Raw genomic sequence first — 17,988 nt, 5'->3', positions numbered from 1 at the left:
CTCGACTGCACTTTAGAGTGGGGTGACGGAAATGGGCTCTCGAATGAAACCGGCCAATGGCGCGATGACGCTGTCGGAAATGCAGGAATTTGCGACCTTTGCCTCGGCGACGCAGCGCTACGTGCGTCGCTCGCTCGACATTGGCCTCGACCGCGACGACGCGATCGAACGCTGGTCGCGCGATGGTGTCGAAACCGCGAGCATTCGCGCGCAAGCCCGCCTCTACACCCGCCTCCCCGCGATCAGGGCGCTGCTTCCCGACGATACCGGGCTCGACGCGATCGAACCGTTCCTGACGCCGTTGATGACGGTCACCGCGTTCGATCTCGGCCAGGGCCGGCTCACCACTTTCGCAGCGTATCGCTTCCTGTACGAACGTCTGATCGGCGCCGAAGTGCGGCCGTGGCTGCCCGCCGCGTTCTGCTCGGCGGCGGCGCTTCCGCATCTCCATCCCGACCTTCGGCGCAAGCTGCTCCAGTCGATCAGCGAAGCAGCGGCGACCGCATCGGGCTGGTCGAACCGCCAGCCGGCCTTCTATCCGAAATGGGTCGAAAAGGTCGAATCGACCGCGCTTCCGCACTGAGGCGCGACGCTACCCCCGAACCGCCGCGCTCATCGGCTCGGCGGTGACGGGATAGCCGAGATCGTCGGGAATGCAGAGATATTCGCGCCCATCGCGCGTTTCGCTCCACGGCGTCACGGTACGGATTTCATGCGCATGGGCATCCGCCACCGCGGCATCGAAATCCGCGAATTGCGCGAGCCGCTCGAGATTGCGCCGCGTCGGGAAGATGATCGTCGCGCGGCCCGCATCGGCATCGTCGAGCACATCCTGCGCGGTCGCCCAGAAGGTGCGGACATTCTCGGTCGCATCGACCACCGCGGCCGCCGACTCCGCGGGCAGCCGTGCGAGATAGAAGCGCGTGTCGAAGATCCGGCTCGCCGCGTGCGCCGGCAGCCACCGCGCAAAGCCGGTCAGCGCCGACGGATCGAGCGTCAACGACAGCTCGTGGAGCACTGCGCCGAACGCGACACCGTCATGCAGCGCAGCGCGCAGCCGCTGGAGCGTCGCCCCCGCCATCGGCGACATGCCGACGGCAACGCCGACTTCCTCGATCGTCTCGCGGATCGCGGCGATCCGCGCCGCCATATCGTCGGGGTCGCCGCCAAGCTCGAGCGCGAGCGCGCGATCGCCCGGATCGACGCGCCCGCCCGGGAACACCAATGCCCCACCAGCGAACACCATCGCGCGCGATCGCTCGACGAACAGAAGTTCGGGCGCCGGGCCACCCGTTTCGCGAAACAGCACCAGCGTGGCGGCGGGGATCGGCGTGCTCATGCGCGGAATGCCCAGCGCAGCGTGCTCGCGACGCCGAACGTGCCGGCGCGCAGGAACGGCACGCCAAGGCTCGGCTGCGCGAGGCCATGCATCGCGCGTGCCCAGCGGGGGAGCAGATCGACCCCGGCCTGCAAGGTGATCGACGCGAACGGGCCCGCCGCGACCGAGGGCGCAGGCTGGTCGAACAGCACGCCCGCCACGTCGCGCGTGCGCGCATCGACCAACAGCTCGGGCCGCATCGCGGCCATGATCGCCTCGGCCTCCGCGCGGCTGTGCGGCACGGGATCGACGCCGAGCGGCGCGGCGATCCGCGCCATCTCGGCGACGTAGCGGTCCTGGTCGGCGCGCGACATGGTTGGCTCGCCGTAGCGGATCCAGCCATCGAGGAAGCTCAGCACCTCGCAGACATGCACCCAGGCGAGCAATGCGGGATCACCGGCGCGATACGGCGTACCATCGGGCAACCTACCGCCGATATGATCGTGGATCTGCCGCACGCGCGCGATCAGCGCGCGCGCATCTTCGGGCGCGCCGAAGGTGGTGACCGCGATGAAGCGCGCGGTCCGGCGCAACCGCCCCTGCATGTCGTCGCGAAAGCCCGAATGGTCCCACACCCCGGCCAGCACCTTGGGATGGAGCATCTGGAGCAGCAGCGCAGCGATCCCGCCGACCATCATCGAGGTGACGTCGCCATGGACGCGCCACGCCACCGAATCGGGCGGAAACAGTGCGTCCGCGTGGCGCTGCACGGGCTTTTCGCCCCGCGCCGCATCATTGAACACGGCGCGCACTTGCCCGACGATCAAGCCCTTGAGCGGACGAGTCAGGCGATCGGCGGGAGACATGTTGTGCATCGTGCCTGAATAGATGGAACGCCGATAGGGTCCGTGTTGACCTCGCCCCGCTGCCGAGCGCAAATTGAAAGCGGTCCGATTGCCATCGACAATGAACGAACGCGCGAAGCTAGATCGACCTCGCAGGAGCAAGTATGTGGTCGCCGGTTGGGGATAGACTAACCAACGCGTATCGCTACAATCAAAATGAGCTCTCCTCACGAGGGCGGCTCTTCCGGGGGATGGAAATGCGATTCAGTGCTAAACTCATTGCTACGATCGGAGTGCTGCTTTCCTTCTCCGCACAAGCGAATGCAGCAAGCGATTGGATTCTGCTCGCTTCTACAGACACGATGGTTTGGGAAGGGCGAGCAGGTACATTGCATCTTTCGAAGAACAACTCGCAACAAGATATATCAGTTGCCAACGGGCGGGCTACCGATACAAAATACAAGCGAATTACTTTTGAACGATGGTACGTTTTAGTATCAGCCTGCCGCAACGGTTCGGGAAAGCTGGTAACTACAGATATGGACGGTACGTTCAAATTCGACACAGAGTTTGTTTTGAAAGGTGGCAGCGTAGCTAGTTCATTGGCGGACATGCTGTGTGGCTTTTATACGGATGCCGAAGGCAAAGGACTTTCGAGTTAGGGCCCTAATTTTCGCCTTCCAACCGTTAAGGTGTATGGTAGCAATTGGGCGCAACGCTTTTATGGAAGCGTCACTGCTTATCGCAACTATGCCAAGGCTTAGATAGCTATAGCCTAAGACGTGGCGTGGTGGAGCTGAGCGGAATCGAACCGCTGGCCTCTGCAGTGCGATTGCAGCGCTCTCCCATCTGAGCTACAGCCCCGCACCACGCCCGCGCCGTAATTCCGGGCGGTACGCCGCCTTAACGAGGCTTTTTGAGCGACGCAACTGCCCGCCTTCGCCGGCAGAAATTTCCTTGCGACGAAGCGAATGCAGGCTGCGACGCATGTGGCCCGAACGCGGCTAAGTCCCGGAACGGATGGCGATCTCCTGCGCTGTATTGAACAGCCCCGCCGACACGAGCAGATCATGCGGCGCGGCGTTCACCGTCTCAGGAGGACGATATCATGGGTTATGAACGCTATCCCCGCAGCACTTCGGGTGGATATGACGATCGCGACCAGGGCCAAGGGTATGGCCGCGAATCCAACAACCGCGATTCCTACGGCGCCGACCGCGATCGCTATGGCAGCCGCGACGCCCAGCCCTGGGGCGCCTATGACGAATTCGGCCAGCGCGACCGCTATAACGACGACGCCCGCCGTGACCCCCAGCCGCAGTCCGGGCGCGACTATGGCTATCAAGGTCAGGGCTATCAGGGCCAGGGCGGATACCGCCGGGACAATGATGGCCGCAGCGGCTACGGACAGAACGGCAATCAGGGCGACCGCTACGGCGCACGCGACTATGGCCGTCCCGACATGTACCGCGGCACCACCAACGATCGCTTCCAGCAGGATCGTGGCCAGCAGGGTCGCACCCAGTCGGGCTATGGCCGCCAGCCGCAGGGCTATGACTATGACGATCGCGGCTTCTTCGACCGCGCCGGTGACGAAGTCCGCTCGTGGTTCGGCGACGAGGAAGCCAATCGCCGCCGCGATCTCGACGCACGCTATGACGAGCAGCGCTCCGGCCATCCCAGTGATGACCATTACAGCGACTGGCGCCGCTCGCAGATCGACGCGCTCGACCGCGACTATCACGAATATCGCCAGGAAAACCGCACCAAGTTCGACAGCGAATTCGGCACGTGGCGCACCCAGCGCCAGACGCAGCGCGGCTCGCTCGCACAGGTCACCGAGCATATGGAAGTCGTCGGTTCGGACGGCGCGCATGTCGGCACGGTCGACAAGGTGCGCGGCGACCGGATCATCCTGACGAAGAACGACGCCGATGCCGGCGGCCGGCATCACTCGATCCCGTCGCGCTGGCTTCAGTCGGTCGCCGACAAGGTGACGATCTCAAAGACCGCCGAGGACGCCAAGGCACATTGGCGTGACGAAGAACGCAACCAGGCGTTCTTCAACGAACACGGCACGCATCGCGCTGAAAAGAGCGACGACAAGACCACCACGGGCACGCACGGCTTCGGCCAGACCACGCGGACCTATTAACGCGAGGCGCCCCGCTCCCGGTCGGGAGCGGGGCCAGCCGCGCGAAAGGTGGCGCACGACACGGAAGCCGCCCCCCTTCCGTCGCGCCGCTCCTCGGCCCCTCTCCCCAGTGGAGAGGGGCTTTTTGTTGGTCCGGTTACAGCGCGCCCGAGAAGGTGTCGCACTGCGCGGGGTCGCCGCTATCCATGCCCTTGCGCAGCCACGCCATGCGCTGCGCCGAGGTGCCGTGCGTGAAGCTGTCGGGCACGACGCGGCCCTGCGACTGCTTCTGGAGCGTATCGTCGCCAATCGCCTGCGCCGCCGTCATGCCTTCCTCGACATCGCCCGCGTCGAGCCGATCCTTGTTTTGCGCCGCCCACACGCCGGCATAGCAATCGGCCTGGAGCTCGAGCTTGACCGAGGCCTGGTTACCCTCGAGCGCGCTACCACGCTGCTGGATCGACGCGACTTGATCCGACGTACCGAGCAAATTCTGGATGTGATGGCCGAATTCATGCGCGACGACATAGTCCTGCGCAAAATCGCCCTTCGCGCCGAAGCGATTGGCCAGTTCGTCGAAGAAGCTGGTGTCGAGATACACGCCCTGGTCGCGCGGGCAATAGAAGGGCCCCATCGCGCTTTGCGCCGCACCGCAGCCCGAGCGTCCGTTGCCGGCAAAGAAGACCAGCTTCGGCTGCTGGAAGGTCTTGCCTTCACGCTGGAAGATCGACGCCCAGGTCTTGTCGGCCGAACTGAAGGCGTTGCATGCAACCTTGCTTGCCGCATCGGTGGTGCAGCTCGCGGTCGCGCTCTTGCCGGAGCTCGGCTGCCCGACCTGCTCGGTCGGCGCCGATCGCTGGCTCGTCCCCCCACCACCGAGCATGCCCATCCCGCCGCCGAAGAACAACAGCACGGCAAGCAGGATCGCGACGCCGCCGCAGCCGAAGCGGCTGAACACCATCGGCAGCAGCCCGAGCAGCAAGCCACCCCCACCGCCGCCGCCGCCAAATCCGCCAAATCCGCTGCCGCCTTGACCGCGCTGGTCCTCGACGTTGATGTTGGGGTCGAAATCGTCGAGGCGCATTGGATCAGTCCCGGGGTCGTTGCCGCTCGATGCTGAATGCTTCGCGCGCGCGCTTGTTGCAAGGAGCACTTGCTCCCGATCGACCGCCACATGACGCGGCTTTCATCAAACTGTCGTTGATCCGCTCCGGCAACACGCGCATGTCGAGGGCATGGCAGATGCAGCTCCGACCCGGCCGAAACGTCGCGCGAAGGCCCTTCCCTTGCCCGATTGCGTCGCGCTGGTGCTGCAGGGCGGCGGCGCGCTGGGCAGTTATCAGGCGGGCGTGATCGAGGGCCTGGCGGCGAGCGGGATCGAGATCGACTGGGTTGCCGGCATCTCGATCGGCGCGATCAACGCCGCGATCGTCGCGGGCAATCCGCCCGAGCGGCGGGTCGAGCGGCTGAATATCTTCTGGGACACGGTCACCTCGGCCTTGCCCAGTTTTCCGATCTTCCCCGACGACCGGATACGCGAATTCCTCCACGAATGGTCGGCGGGCTTCGTGCTTGCGGCGGGCGTGCCGGGCTTCTTCAAGCCGCGGCTCGTCTCGCCGATGTTCGCGGCGCCCGGCACGCCCGGTGCGATGAGCTTCTACGACACCGCGCCGCTCAAGGATTTGCTCGACGCGCTGGTCGATTGGGATCTGCTCAACCATGGCCCGGTCCGCCTCTCGGTCGGCGCGGTCGATGTCGAGAGCGGCAATTTCAGCTATTTCGACACGACCGAGACCGTGATCGACGCGCGCCATATCATGGCGTCGGGGGCGCTCCCGCCTGGCCTGCCGCCAGTCGAAATCGACGGGCGGCTGTGGTGGGACGGCGGGCTCGTCTCGAACACGCCGCTGACGCACGTGCTCGATCATCAGGACGGCGCATTGCTCGCCTTCCAGGTCGATCTCTTCTCCGCCGCGACCGAGCGCCCGCGCACGATCATGGACGTGATGGCGCGCGAGAAGGAAATCCGCTTCTCGAGCCGGACGCGGCAAGTGTCCGATCAAGTGATGAAGGTCCGCAAGGACCGCGAACTCGCGCGCAAGGTGCTCGCCAAGCTGCCGCCCGAGCTCGCCGACGATCCCGACGTCGTCGCGCTGCGCAACCGATCGAACGAGGACCCGGTCAATCTCGTCCACCTGATCTACCGCGCCAATGCTTGGGAGGGCGGCAGCCGCGATTTCGAGTTTTCCGCCCGCACGATGCGCGAACATTGGGAGGCGGGGCAGGAAGCCGTCGCCGAGACGATGGCGCATGCCCAGCTCGTCGCCGAGAATATCGAGACCGGCAAGAGCGCCGCGTTCGATTTGACCGTTCACCCCACGCCCCTACCCTGACCGAAACGGAGATACGCATGTTCCTCAAGGGCAAGACCGCCATCGTCACCGGCTCGACCTCGGGCATTGGCCTTGAATATGCCAAGCTGTTCGCCGCCGAGGGCGCGAGCGTCGTCATCAACGGCTTCGGCGATGCCGCCGCGATCGAGACCGAGCGCGCCAAGCTCGAGGCGGCGAGTGGTGCGAAGGCGCTGTACGACGCCGCCGACATGACCAAGCCCGAAGAGATCGCCGCAATGGTCGCGCGCTGCCATGCCGAGCTCGGCGGGCCCGACATCATAGTCAACAATGCCGGCATCCAGCACGTCGCCAAAATCGAGGATTTCCCGGCGGATAAGTTCGAGGCGATCATCAAGATCAACCTCAACTCGGCCTGGTACATGATGCAGGCCGCGGTCCCGCTGATGAAGGCCAAGAAATGGGGCCGCATCATCTCGACCGCGTCGGCGCACAGTCTCGTCGCGAGCCCCAACAAATCGGCCTATGTCATGGCCAAGCACGGCCTTGCCGGCTTGACCAAGACGATCGCGCTGGAAACCGCGACCTATGGGATCACCGTGAACTGCATCTCGCCCGGCTATGTCTGGACGCCGCTCGTCGAGGCGCAGATTCCCGACACGATGAAGGCGCGCGGCATGACCAAGGAGCAGGTGATGAACGATGTCCTGCTCGAGGCGCAGCCGACCAAGGAGTTCGTGACCGTCGATCAAGTCGCAGCGCTCGCGCTGTTCCTCTGCCGCGAAGAGGCAAAATCGATCACCGGTGCCAATCTCTCGGTCGACGGCGGCTGGACCGCCGCCTGATCGGGCTTTTCGGCCGCGGCGGCGCGTGGTTGGCAACCTAGCACCGCCGTGGTTAGTTGTGCGCGCTATACCGGTCGCAATGAAAGAATGGTCGCCTTGAAGAGATTTGCCCGGGGTTTGGGATCGACGTTGTGTACGCTGCCGTTCGCGCTGTTCGGCCAATGCGGCGCCGGGGCGCACAAGACGATCGAAGTGCGGATCGAGCCCCGCTCGTTGATCGGCGTCTCGCACGACACCACCGATTGGCGCCGCGTCGCCACCCCCAACGATCGCGAGCGGCTGCGCGGCTGGCGCCAGGCGTGGATCGCCGCGCTCGCCAAGGCCTCGGCGAGCGTCAATGCCGGGACGCTGACGGCCGATCCCTTGCTGTTCGACCCAGACCGCGCATTACCCGGCGCGACGCCACCGCCCGGCGCGTATCACTGCCGCGTCTACAAACTCGGCGCCAACGGCACCGCGATGCACAACATCACGATCTATCCCGAGGTCGATTGCCACGTCACCCGCGATGGCGCGGTGTCGAGCCTCTACAAGGTGTCCGGGCCACAGCGCCCGGTCGGCCTGCTCTTTCCGGACTCCTCGTCGCGCGCGGTGTTCCTCGGCACGATGGTGATCGGCGACGAAACCCGGCCGCTCAATTACGGCCAGGACGTCAATCGCGATCTCGCCGGGTATGTCGAACGGATCGGCGAGCAGCGCTGGCGCCTCGTGCTGCCACGCCCCCGCTTCGAATCGCTGCTCGACGTAGTCGAGATCGTCCCGGCGCCGCGCTGAGTCCTCAGTCCGTCGGCGCCGCCGGCAGCCGCGCAGCGTCTTCCTTGCGCTCGGGCCGGATATAGATCGACGACAATTTGGGCTCGGCCGCCTTCAATTCGGTCTCGATGTCCTCGATCAGCAACTCCGCCTCGCCCATCGTCAGCGAATCCTCGAAGTCGGCGCTGATCGCGAGGAAGATGCTTTCGGGCGCGGTATGGATCGAGCGGACATGGTTGACCGCGGTGATCTGCGGCCGGCGATCGACGATCGCGTGCACCTTGGCGACGATCTCGGGGTCGGCGCCCTCGCCGATCAGCAGGCCCTTGGCCTCGCGCGCCAGCAAGGCCGCGACCACGCCGAGCAGCACGCCGATGACGATCGAGGCAATGCCATCGATCCGCGGATCGCCATAGGCATGGCTCAGGAACACGCCGGCACCAGCGACGATCAGCCCGCCAATCGCCGCCGAATCCTCGAACAGCACGATGAAGCCTGCCGGATCCTTCGACCGGCGCACCGCCTTCCACCAGTTCACGCCGCGATTGGCTGCGGCGAATTCGCGGATCGCGAAGAACCAGGACCCGCCCTCGAGCGCGAACGACACGCCGAGCACGATGTAATTGACCAGCGGATCGCGCAGCGGTTCAGGATGCTTGTAATGCTCCCAGCCTTCATAGATCGAGACGCCCGCACCGACCCCGAAGATCAGGATCGCGACGACGAAGCTCCAGAAATAGAGTTCGCGGCCATAGCCGAACGGATGCGCCTCGTCGGGTGGGCGCTTGCCGCGGTGCTGGCCGTAGAGCAGCAGCACTTGGTTGAAGCTGTCGACGACCGAGTGGAAGCCCTCGGTCAGCATCGACGACGATCCGGTGAACGCCGCTGCGACGAATTTCGCCACCGCGATGCCGAGATTGGCGGCAAGCGCCGCGATGACGACGAAGTTCGAGCCGCCTTGCTTGGTCGCGGACATAGTGGAAGCTCCCTTTGGCGGCGACATAAACGCGCCGCCCGGCGCTGACTATGCCTTATTGCGCAACGGTAGCGCGCGCACGACCATAAGCGAAATAGACCGCGAGCCCGACCGCATTCCACGCGAGGAACGAGATTTGCGTCACCACCTGCAGGCTGGTGAACAGATAGACGCAGCCGAGGATCGCAAGCGGCGCAACCACCCAGACGAGCGGGGTGCGGAACGGCCGTCGTGCTGCGGGGTCACGCCGGCGCAGCACGAGCACACACGCCGCGACTGCGACGAACGCGCACAGCGTGCCCGCGTTGGCGAGGCTGGCGATCACGTCGAGCGGGGTCAGCGCCGCGATGATGCTGACGAACACCGCGGTGACGAGCGTGATCCGCGCCGGCGTGCCGCGCGTCGAAAGCCGTGCGAGTGCGGGCGGCAGGAAGCCGTCGCGCGCCATCACCAGGAAGATCCGGCTCTGGCCATAGAGGAAGCCGAGCAGCACCGTCGGCAGCGCGATCGCCGCGGCGGCGGCGACGATCGTCGCGACGCCGCCCTGCCCGATCTGGCGCAGGATCAAAGCGAGCGGTTCGCTGCTCTTGCCAAACACCGAAAAATGCACCGCGCCGACCGCGACCGCGGCGACGATCATGTAGATCGCGGTACACGCGACCATCGATCCGATGATGCCGATCGCCAGATCGCGCTCGGGGTTGCGCGTTTCCTCGGCGGCGGTCGAGATCGCGTCGAAGCCGTAAAAGGCGAAGAAGATGATCGCCGCGGCCCCCATCACGCCATACTTCACGCCGCCATCGCCCGCGACGCTACCATAGCCATAGGGCGCGAACGGATGCAGGTTCGCCGGATCGAAATGCGGCAGCGCAACCGCGACGAACAAAGCGAGCGTGACGATCTTGACCAGCACGAGCACGGTATTGATCCGCGCACTCTCGCGCGTGCCGAGCGTCAGCAACCCGGCGACGACGGCGATGATGAACACCGCGGGCAGGTTGATCCCGAACGCGCCGCCGATGCTCGGCCCGTGCGTCGCCCAGTCCGGCAGGTCGATGCCCAGACCATGCAGAAAGCCGACCGCATAGCCCGACCAGCCGACCGCAACGGTCGACACAACAAGCGAATATTCGAGGATTAGGCTCCACCCGACGACCCAGGCGATCACCTCGCCGAGCACGGCATAGCTGTAGGTGTACGCGCTGCCCGAGGCGGGGATCATCGTCGCCATCTCGGCATAGCAGAGCGCGGCACACGCGCAGATCGCGCCCGCGATCGCGAAGCTCAGAAGCACGGCAGGCCCGGCGCGATCGGCGCCCACGCCGATCAGCGTCAGGATTCCGGTGCCGACGATCGCGCCAACGCCCAGCGCGACGAGATGCGGCCACGACAGCGTGCGCGCCATGCGCTCCTCGACCGGCTGGTCTTCGCCGTGGAGGATGATCTTCTTGCGAAACAGACCGGTCAAAATGCTTCCCCCCCGGACCGCGACACGATCGCGCGGTCAAAACCCCTCAGCTGCGGGGACTTATTCCCACTCGATCGTGCCGGGCGGCTTGCTCGTATAGTCGTAGGTCACGCGGTTGATGCCCTTGACCTCGTTGACGATCCGCGTCGCGACGCGCGGCAGGAAGTCGCCGTGGAACTGGAACGCCTCGGCGGTCATGCCGTCGGTCGAGGTGACGGCGCGGAGAGCCAGTACGTTGTCGTAGGTGCGCCCATCGCCCATCACGCCGACGCTGCGCACCGGCAGCAGTACCGCGAACGCCTGCCAGATCGTGTCGTACAGTCCCGCCGCACGGATCTCCTCGAGATAGATCGCGTCGGCCTTGCGCAGGATGTCGCAGCGTTCCTTGGTCACTTCGCCCGGAATGCGGATCGCGAGACCCGGCCCCGGGAAGGGATGCCGCCCGACGAACGCCTGCGGGAGACCGAGCTCCATGCCGAGCGCGCGGACTTCGTCCTTGAACAGCTCGCGCAAGGGTTCGACGAGCTGCATGTTCATCCGCTCGGGCAGCCCGCCGACATTGTGGTGGCTCTTGATCGTCACCGATGGGCCGCCGGTGAAGCTGACGCTCTCGATCACGTCGGGATAGAGCGTGCCCTGCGCGAGGAAATCGGCGCCGCCGACCTTGCGCGCTTCTTCCTCGAACAGGTCGATGAACGCGCCGCCGATGAACTTGCGCTTCTTCTCGGGGTCGGTCTCGCCCGCAAGGCCGGCGAGGAACGTCTCTTCCGCGTTCACATGGACGAGCGGGATATTGTAGCTATTGCGGAACAGGCTGACGACCTGCTCGGCCTCGCCGGTGCGCATCAAGCCGTGGTCGACGAACACGCACGTCAGCTGCTCGCCGATCGCTTCGTGGATCAGGACGGCAGCAACCGCCGAGTCGACACCGCCCGACAGGCCGCAGATCACGCGGCCGCTGCCGACCTGCGCGCGGATCTCGGCGACCTTGGCGGCGCGGAACTCGGCCATCGTCCAGTCGCCGGTGAGGCCACAGACGTGGCGCGCGAAATTGGCGATCAGCTTGGCGCCGTCGGGAGTGTGCGCGACTTCCATGTGGAACTGCGTCGCGTAATATTTGCGCGAATCGTCGGCGACGACTGCGATCGGCGAGCCGGGGCTGACCGCGACCGGGCGGAAGCCGGGGGCGAGCGCGCTGACCTTGTCGCCGTGGCTCATCCAGACGGTGTGCTTCTCGCCCGTCTTCCACACGCCGTCGAAGAGGACGCAGTCGTCGGTAATCTCGATCACGGCATGGCCGAACTCGCCGCTTTCGCCGAGCGTGACGTTGCCGCCGAGCTGCTGCATCAGCACTTGCTGGCCGTAGCAGATCCCCATGATCGGCACGCCGCTGTCGAGAATCGCCTGCGGGATCCGCGGGGATCCCTCGTCGAGCACCGAGGCCGGGCTGCCCGACAGGATCACGCCCTTGGGCGCCATTCGCGCAAAGGCCGCTTCTGCGGTGGTGAAGGGAGCGATCTCGCTGTAGACGCCGGCTTCCCGCACGCGTCGCGCGATCAATTGCGTTACCTGGCTGCCGAAATCGACGATGAGGATCGAGTCTGTCGGATGGGTCATGCCGCCAGATAGCAGATGCGCGCCGTGGGGGAAGAGTTTTGGGGACGAAATGACCGACACCTATTTAAAAGCCGCAGCGCGCGCCGGATTCGAGCCGATGGTCGTTGCCGCCGGCGAGGACGGGCGCAAGCTCGCAGGGCTTGCCGGGCTCGCTGCGAAGATCGGCCTGCGTGGGCGCGTCTACCCGCTTGCGATGCAAGCGCGCACGCACGAGCCCGACGATGTCGAGGTCGCTGCACGCACCCAGCAGCTGATCGGCCAGAGCGTCCCGCGCTGGCATTTCAACATGTTGCGCGACGAACCGCGCAACGCCGCGTTCGACGCCGCGATCCGCCGCGCGGTGACGCCGGGCACGCATGTTCTCGACATCGGCGCAGGGAGCGGCCTGCTCTCGATGATGGCAGCGCGCGCCGGCGCCGGGCGCGTCGTCGCATGCGAGGAAAATCCCGCGATCGCCGATATGGCGCGACAGATCGTCGCGACGAACGGATTTGCCGATCGCGTGCGCGTGGTGACGGGCAATTCGACCGAGCTCGACGTTGAATCCGATCTTGAAGGCCGCGCCGACGTGATCGTCTCGGAGATCGTGTCGAACAATCTGCTCGCCGAGGGTGTGCTCAAGACGCTTGCCGACGCCGCGACGCGGCTGCTCGCGCCGGGCGGGCAGATGATCCCGGCGGGCGGCGACGTGATGATCGCGCTCGGCAGCTGGTCGGCGGCGGAGGAGCACCGGATGACGATGGTGGCGGGCTTCGATCTCGGCGGCTTCAACGCGCTGACGCAAGTGCCGCGCAACGTTGCAGTGAGCGATGCGACGCTGACGTTGCAAAGCGATCCGGCGGCGTTGCTGTCGTTCGACTTTACCGGCGAGGCGGCGCGCGAGCCGCATCACGGTACGGCGACGCTCGTCGCGCAGGGCGGGCCGATCGGCGGGATCGTGCAGTGGATCCGGCTGCAGCTCGACGATGTCATCGATTACGAGAACCGGCCTGGCCCCGATGCGAAATCGCATTGGGGGGCGCAATACTATCCGTTCGATGTGCCGCTCGAGCTGGCGGCGGGGACCGCGGTGCGCGTCGTGGGGGTGCATGACGGGCACCAGTTGCTGGTGTGGCGCGAAAACGCGGGCGCGACAGAGCTCCCCTCCCCTTCAGGGGAGGGGCTGGGGCTGGGGCTGTAACGGGCACCCGCGCGCCCAGTACTTCCCCACCCCAACCCCTCCCCTAAAGGGGAGGGGCTTGCGCGCTATTCTACCGGCTTCACCTGCAACCCGGTCCACTTCGCCGCGAATGCCCAGGCATCCGCGGTCTCGGCAATCACCTTGTCGGTCGGCTTGCCAGAGCCATGCCCCGCGCGCGTCTCGATCCGCACCAGCCGCGGCTTCGGCCCCAGGTCGGCCGCCTGCAGCGCGGCCGTATATTTGAACGTATGCCCCGGCACGACACGGTCGTCGGTATCCGCCGTCTCGGCGAGGATCGCCGGATACGGCTTGCCCGGCCGGATATTGTGGTACGGCGAATAGGCATAGAGCGTCTTGAAATCGGCTTCCTTCGACGGATAGCCATAATCGTCGACCCAATAGCGCCCCGCGGTGAAGCGGTCGAAGCGCAGCATGTCCATCACGCCCACGGCCGGCAGCGCCGCCGCGAACAGATCGGGCCGCTGGTTGGTCACCGCCCCGACGAGCAGACCGCCGTTCGATCCGCCCTGAATGACGAGCTGATCCGCGCCGGTGATATGCTGCGCCTTCAAGAACTCGCCCGCCGCGATGAAATCGTCGAACACGTTCTGCTTGTTGGCCAGCCGGCCGCCGTCGTGCCACGGCTTGCCATATTCGCCGCCGCCGCGGATGTTGGCGACCGCGAACACCCCACCCTGCTCGAGCCACGCGATCCGCGTCGCCGAAAACGCCGGCGTCACCGAGATGTTGAAGCCGCCATACGCATAGAGCAGCGTCGGCGCGGGGCCCGTCACGTCCTTGCGTTTGACGATGAACATCGGAACCTTGGTGCCGTCCTTCGACGCATAGAAACGCTGCTCGACCGCATAGCGCGACGGATCGAACGCGACCTTGGGCGCCGCCCACGGCGTCGCCTTGCCCGTGCTGACATCGTAGCGATAGATCGTCGTCGGCGTGGCGAAGCTGGTGAAGGCGTAGAAGGTCTCGGGATCGTCGGGGTCGCCGCCGAAGCCGCCGACATCGCCGATCCCCGGCAGCGGCACGACGCCATCGGGCTTGCCGTCGAGCGTGTAGCGACGCACTTCGCTCTTCACGTCGGCGAGATAGGACAGCAGCAGCTTGCCGCCGACGATCGACGCGCCGTCGAGCACGTCCTTTCCTTGTGGCACGACCTCATGCTCGGGCACCTCGGCCGAGCGCGCATAGAGGTTGGTCGCGACGATCCGCAGCCGCGGCGCATCCTTGTTGGTCAGCCAGTAGAAATTGCCGCCGACATTGCCCGCGAAGGTCCACTGGTTCTGCAGCCCCTTGAAGATCGTGCGCGGGGCGAGCTTGGGCGCGGTGAGATCGATCACGGTGATCTCGTAGCGATTGTCGGTGCCCTGATGCGTCGTGATGACGAGCCATTTGCCGTCGTCGGTCACGATCGCTCCATGGCCCATCTTCGGGCGATCGGGGGTGGCATAGATCAGCGAGTCGGCGCTCTGCGGCGTGCCGAGCTTATGGAAATAGACTTGCTGATTCTCGTTGAGTGCCTGAAACTTGGCGCCCTGGGCGGGTGCGGCGAAGCGCGAATAATAGAAGCCCGATCCATCCTTCGCCCATGATAGGCTCGAGAACTTCACCCAGTCGATCTGGTCGCTGATGCCGCCGCTCGCGACGTCGAGGACCTTTACGGTACGCCAGTCGGTGCCGCCGTCCTGCACCGCATAGAGCAGCTTGCGGCCGTCCTCGGACGGGGTCCATTCGGCGAGCGCCGTCGCGCCGTCCTTCGACCAGCCGTTGGGATCGACCAGCACCCGGCCCGCTCCATCGACGCTGTCGCGTACATAAAGCACCGCCTGGTTCTGCAGTCCGGCATTGCGCGTGTAGAAATAGCGACCGCCCTTCTTCACCGGCACGCCGAACCGCTCGTAATCGAGCAGCTGCTTCAGCCGTGCGGCAAAGACGTCGCGACCGGGCAACGTCGCGAGATAGGCGTTGGTGACGGCATTCTCGTCGGCGACCCACTTCGCGACCTCGGCATCGGTCCGAACATCGTTCTCGAGCCAGCGATACGGATCGGCGACCTTGACGCCGAACTGTTCGTCGACCTGTGGCACACGGCGGGTCTCGGGATATTGCATGGTCTGGGCCTGTAGTTGCACGGGGGCCGCGAGAACGAGAGCGATCAGCGGCAGGGTCAAGCGCATGTAGGGCTCCGAAACGGAAAAAGGAGCCGCACTCTACCGAGCGCGACTCCTTTCTCAACCTGCAAAGCAACGAAGGCTTATGCGGCCTCGTCATACTCGCTGTCGACGATCACCGGGCCCGAATCCTGGCCCTTGGCGCTCACGTCGCGGTCGACGAATTCGATGACCGCCATCGGCGACGCGTCCGACATGCGGATGCCGGCCTTGATGACGCGGGTGTAGCCGCCGTTGCGATCGGCATAGCGCGTTGCCAGAACGTCGAACAGCTTGATCAGCTGCGCATCGTCGAGCAGCCGTGCGTGCGCCAGGCGGCGGTTGCTGAGACCACCCTTCTTGCCGAGCGTGATCAGCTTCTCGATGTACGGGCGCAGTTCCTTCGCCTTGGCGACGGTGGTGGTGATCTGCTCGTGCTTGATAAGGGCAGCGGACATGTTGCGGAACAACGCAATGCGATGTGCCGAGGTACGCTGCAGTTTACGACCGCCTACGCGATGACGCATGGTGATTTCCTTCGTTCGTTAGGGGGCCGTGTGAGGTACCCCAGACCAGGTGGCCGTTATGGCCGCCACCCATCGCCGCTTGTTCACTTTAGCCCTCTCCCATTCTTCATGGGAGAGGGTTGGGTGAGGGTCTTCTTCTACTCGCACCCGCCGCGGCGAAACCGCGTCGTCGGACGTCGCAAGCGACGCCGGCCGGGCTTACGCCGTCTCAGGATTAGCGTGCGCTAATCCTGTGCGGCTCAGCCCATGATTTCCTGCTCGAGCTTCTTCGCCATCTCTTCGATGTTCTCAGGCGGCCAACCCGGGATTTCCATCCCGAGGCGGAGCCCCATCGAAGACAGCACTTCCTTGATCTCGTTGAGCGACTTGCGGCCGAAGTTCGGCGTGCGCAGCATCTCGGCTTCGGTCTTCTGGACCAGATCGCCGATATAGATGATGTTGTCGTTCTTAAGGCAGTTGGCGCTGCGCACCGAAAGCTCGAGCTCGTCGACCTTCTTGAGCAAATAGCGGTTGATCTGCTGCGTGTCGCCCGACACTTCGCCAGCCGCAGCCGCCGGAGCAGCGTGACCGATCGGCGCCGACCGGGTGACCGACGAATCGTCGAAGTGGACGAACAGCGCGAGCTGGTCCTGCAGGATGCGACCTGCGTAACCAACGGCGTCCTCAGGCGTGATCGTGCCATCGGTTTCGATCGTCAACGTGAGCTTGTCGTAATCGAGCTCCTGCCCGACGCGAGTGTTCTCGACCTTGTAGCTCACCTGCTTGACCGGCGAATACAGCGCGTCGACCGGGATCAGGCCGATCGGCGCATCGGCCGGACGGTTGGCGACGGCAGCGACATAGCCCTTGCCGACGTCAGCGGTGAATTCCATGTTGAGCGTCGCGCCCTCGTCGAGGTGGCACAGCACCAGCTTGGGGTTCATCACCTCGATGTCGCCCGTCACCGCGATGTCGCCAGCCGTGACCGCACCCGGACCCGTTGCCGAGAGCTGGAGGCGCTTGGGCCCCTCGCCCTGCATGCGCAAAGCGATCTGCTTCACGTTGAGCACGATATCGGTCACGTCTTCGCGAACGCCGGCAAGCGACGAAAATTCGTGCAGCACGTTCTCGATCTTGATCGAGGTGACCGCTGCCCCCTGCAGCGACGACAGCAGAACGCGACGCAGCGCGTTGCCGAGCGTCAGGCCGAAACCACGCTCCAGCGGCTCGGCGACGAAGGTTGCCTTGCGCTTGCCATCACCGGACTTCTTCTCGAGGCCGGACGGCTTCTTCAGTTCCTGCCAGTTCTTTGCATTGACGGACATAGGCTATCCCTTGGTTTTGGGTCGGCACTGCGCAATGCCGACCAATTACGAATCCCGGGCGTGCAGCGCGATCAACCGCGCACGCCCGAGAGAAATCAGACGCGACGACGCTTCGAAGGACGCACGCCGTTGTGCGGGATCGAGGTCACGTCGCGGATCGAAGTGATCTGGAAACCGACCGCCTGCAGCGCGCGAAGCGCCGACTCACGGCCCGAACCCGGGCCCTTCACTTCGACTTCGAGCGTACGGACGCCGTGCTCGGCAGCCTTCTTGCCGGCGTCTTCGGCAGCGACCTGCGCTGCGTACGGAGTCGACTTGCGCGAGCCCTTGAAACCCATTGCGCCGGCCGACGACCACGAGATCGCGTTGCCCTGGGCATCGGTGATCGTGATCATGGTGTTGTTGAAGCTTGCGTTCACATGGGCGACGCCCGAGGTGATGTTCTTGCGCTCGCGCCGCTTAATGCGCTGTGGTTCACGTGCCATTTTGAAATCCTAAATCCTGA

At 65.2% G+C, this 17,988-nt stretch carries 17 protein-coding genes and 1 tRNA gene; 7 read left to right on the top strand and 11 right to left on the bottom strand.

Going from position 1 to position 17,988, the window contains the following annotated elements; all coding sequences use genetic code 11:
- Nucleotides 1-43: 43 nt before the first annotated feature.
- Nucleotides 44-583 carry a hypothetical protein gene (locus tag ABIB28_RS05135; protein WP_416194491.1) on the top strand — a complete coding sequence of 180 codons (540 nt, stop codon included), beginning with the start codon at nt 44-46 and terminating at the stop codon, nt 581-583.
- A gap of 9 nt (nt 584-592) precedes the next feature.
- Here ABIB28_RS05135 and ABIB28_RS05130 read toward each other — a convergent pair whose 3' ends face one another.
- Both ABIB28_RS05130 and ABIB28_RS05125 read right to left on the bottom strand, forming a co-directional pair.
- Nucleotides 593-1,339, bottom strand: a complete 747-nt coding sequence (locus ABIB28_RS05130; protein ID WP_354286832.1) for an NUDIX hydrolase — start codon at nt 1,337-1,339, stop codon at nt 593-595.
- Nucleotides 1,336-2,184, bottom strand: coding sequence for an oxygenase MpaB family protein (locus ABIB28_RS05125; protein ID WP_354287126.1), 849 nt, complete (start codon nt 2,182-2,184; stop codon nt 1,336-1,338). The genes ABIB28_RS05130 and ABIB28_RS05125 overlap by 4 nt, the downstream gene beginning before the upstream one ends.
- Nucleotides 2,185-2,414: 230 nt before the next feature.
- On the opposite strand from ABIB28_RS05125, the gene ABIB28_RS05120 reads away from it, so the two are divergent.
- The gene (locus ABIB28_RS05120) at nt 2,415-2,825 is read left to right on the top strand and encodes a hypothetical protein (RefSeq protein ID WP_354286830.1); all 411 of its coding nucleotides are present in this window, start codon (nt 2,415-2,417) and stop codon (nt 2,823-2,825) included.
- Nucleotides 2,826-2,951: 126 nt separating this feature from the next.
- On the opposite strand, the gene ABIB28_RS05115 is transcribed toward ABIB28_RS05120, so the two are convergent.
- Nucleotides 2,952-3,027 (bottom strand) — tRNA-Ala (locus ABIB28_RS05115).
- Between the two features lie 244 nt (nt 3,028-3,271).
- Here ABIB28_RS05115 and ABIB28_RS05110 point away from each other — a divergent pair.
- Complete coding sequence (locus ABIB28_RS05110; RefSeq protein WP_354286828.1) at nt 3,272-4,318, top strand: DUF2171 domain-containing protein; 1,047 nt, start codon at nt 3,272-3,274, stop codon at nt 4,316-4,318.
- Between the two features lie 136 nt (nt 4,319-4,454).
- Here the strand turns inward: ABIB28_RS05110 and ypfJ are convergent, their stop codons facing one another.
- A complete protein-coding gene (gene ypfJ / locus ABIB28_RS05105) occupies nt 4,455-5,381 on the bottom strand; it encodes a KPN_02809 family neutral zinc metallopeptidase (RefSeq protein WP_354286826.1) in 927 nt (308 codons plus the stop codon).
- Nucleotides 5,382-5,532: 151 nt separating this feature from the next.
- Between ypfJ and ABIB28_RS05100 the strand changes: the two genes are divergently transcribed.
- The 3 genes from ABIB28_RS05100 (at nt 5,533) to ABIB28_RS05090 (ending at nt 8,267) form a co-directional block, all read left to right on the top strand.
- Nucleotides 5,533-6,690, top strand: coding sequence for a patatin-like phospholipase family protein (locus ABIB28_RS05100; protein ID WP_354286824.1), 1,158 nt, complete (start codon nt 5,533-5,535; stop codon nt 6,688-6,690).
- A gap of 17 nt (nt 6,691-6,707) precedes the next feature.
- Nucleotides 6,708-7,493 carry a 3-hydroxybutyrate dehydrogenase gene (locus ABIB28_RS05095; protein ID WP_354286822.1) on the top strand — a complete coding sequence of 262 codons (786 nt, stop codon included), beginning with the start codon at nt 6,708-6,710 and terminating at the stop codon, nt 7,491-7,493.
- A 129-nt stretch (nt 7,494-7,622) separates the two neighbouring features.
- The gene (locus ABIB28_RS05090; RefSeq protein ID WP_354286820.1) at nt 7,623-8,267 is read left to right on the top strand and encodes a DUF4893 domain-containing protein; all 645 of its coding nucleotides are present in this window, start codon (nt 7,623-7,625) and stop codon (nt 8,265-8,267) included.
- Between the two features lie 4 nt (nt 8,268-8,271).
- Here ABIB28_RS05090 and ABIB28_RS05085 read toward each other — a convergent pair whose 3' ends face one another.
- The 3 genes from ABIB28_RS05085 to guaA all read right to left on the bottom strand — a co-directional run bounded on the left by ABIB28_RS05085 (nt 8,272) and on the right by guaA (nt 12,307).
- Nucleotides 8,272-9,222 carry a cation diffusion facilitator family transporter gene (locus ABIB28_RS05085; protein WP_133189601.1) on the bottom strand — a complete coding sequence of 317 codons (951 nt, stop codon included), beginning with the start codon at nt 9,220-9,222 and terminating at the stop codon, nt 8,272-8,274.
- Nucleotides 9,223-9,277: 55 nt separating this feature from the next.
- On the bottom strand, nt 9,278-10,627 hold the full coding sequence (locus tag ABIB28_RS05080) for an amino acid permease (RefSeq protein WP_354287125.1): 1,350 nt from the start codon (nt 10,625-10,627) through the stop codon (nt 9,278-9,280).
- Between the two features lie 123 nt (nt 10,628-10,750).
- Nucleotides 10,751-12,307 (bottom strand): glutamine-hydrolyzing GMP synthase, encoded by a 1,557-nt coding sequence (gene guaA, locus ABIB28_RS05075; RefSeq protein WP_354286817.1) that lies wholly within the window; start codon nt 12,305-12,307, stop codon nt 10,751-10,753.
- A gap of 49 nt (nt 12,308-12,356) precedes the next feature.
- On the opposite strand from guaA, the gene ABIB28_RS05070 reads away from it, so the two are divergent.
- On the top strand, nt 12,357-13,487 hold the full coding sequence (locus tag ABIB28_RS05070) for a class I SAM-dependent methyltransferase (RefSeq protein WP_354286815.1): 1,131 nt from the start codon (nt 12,357-12,359) through the stop codon (nt 13,485-13,487).
- Nucleotides 13,488-13,552: 65 nt separating this feature from the next.
- Here the strand turns inward: ABIB28_RS05070 and ABIB28_RS05065 are convergent, their stop codons facing one another.
- The 4 genes from ABIB28_RS05065 to rpsK form a co-directional block, all read right to left on the bottom strand.
- Nucleotides 13,553-15,679: a prolyl oligopeptidase family serine peptidase gene (locus ABIB28_RS05065; RefSeq protein WP_354286814.1), complete on the bottom strand. Its 2,127-nt coding sequence runs from the start codon at nt 15,677-15,679 to the stop codon at nt 13,553-13,555.
- Nucleotides 15,680-15,756: 77 nt separating this feature from the next.
- Nucleotides 15,757-16,179 carry a 50S ribosomal protein L17 gene (gene rplQ, locus ABIB28_RS05060; RefSeq protein ID WP_354286812.1) on the bottom strand — a complete coding sequence of 141 codons (423 nt, stop codon included), beginning with the start codon at nt 16,177-16,179 and terminating at the stop codon, nt 15,757-15,759.
- A 239-nt stretch (nt 16,180-16,418) separates the two neighbouring features.
- Nucleotides 16,419-17,483: a DNA-directed RNA polymerase subunit alpha gene (locus tag ABIB28_RS05055; protein WP_133189613.1), complete on the bottom strand. Its 1,065-nt coding sequence runs from the start codon at nt 17,481-17,483 to the stop codon at nt 16,419-16,421.
- Between the two features lie 95 nt (nt 17,484-17,578).
- On the bottom strand, nt 17,579-17,968 hold the full coding sequence (gene rpsK / locus ABIB28_RS05050) for a 30S ribosomal protein S11 (RefSeq protein WP_010164557.1): 390 nt from the start codon (nt 17,966-17,968) through the stop codon (nt 17,579-17,581).
- Between the last annotated feature and the right edge of the window lie 20 nt (nt 17,969-17,988).

Source organism: Sphingomonas sp. UYEF23 (assembly GCF_040546165.1).
Lineage (GTDB): Bacteria > Pseudomonadota > Alphaproteobacteria > Sphingomonadales > Sphingomonadaceae > Sphingomonas > Sphingomonas glacialis.
Note: the sequence above shows the minus strand (reverse complement) of the source record. Positions and strands in the feature narration are given on the sequence as shown.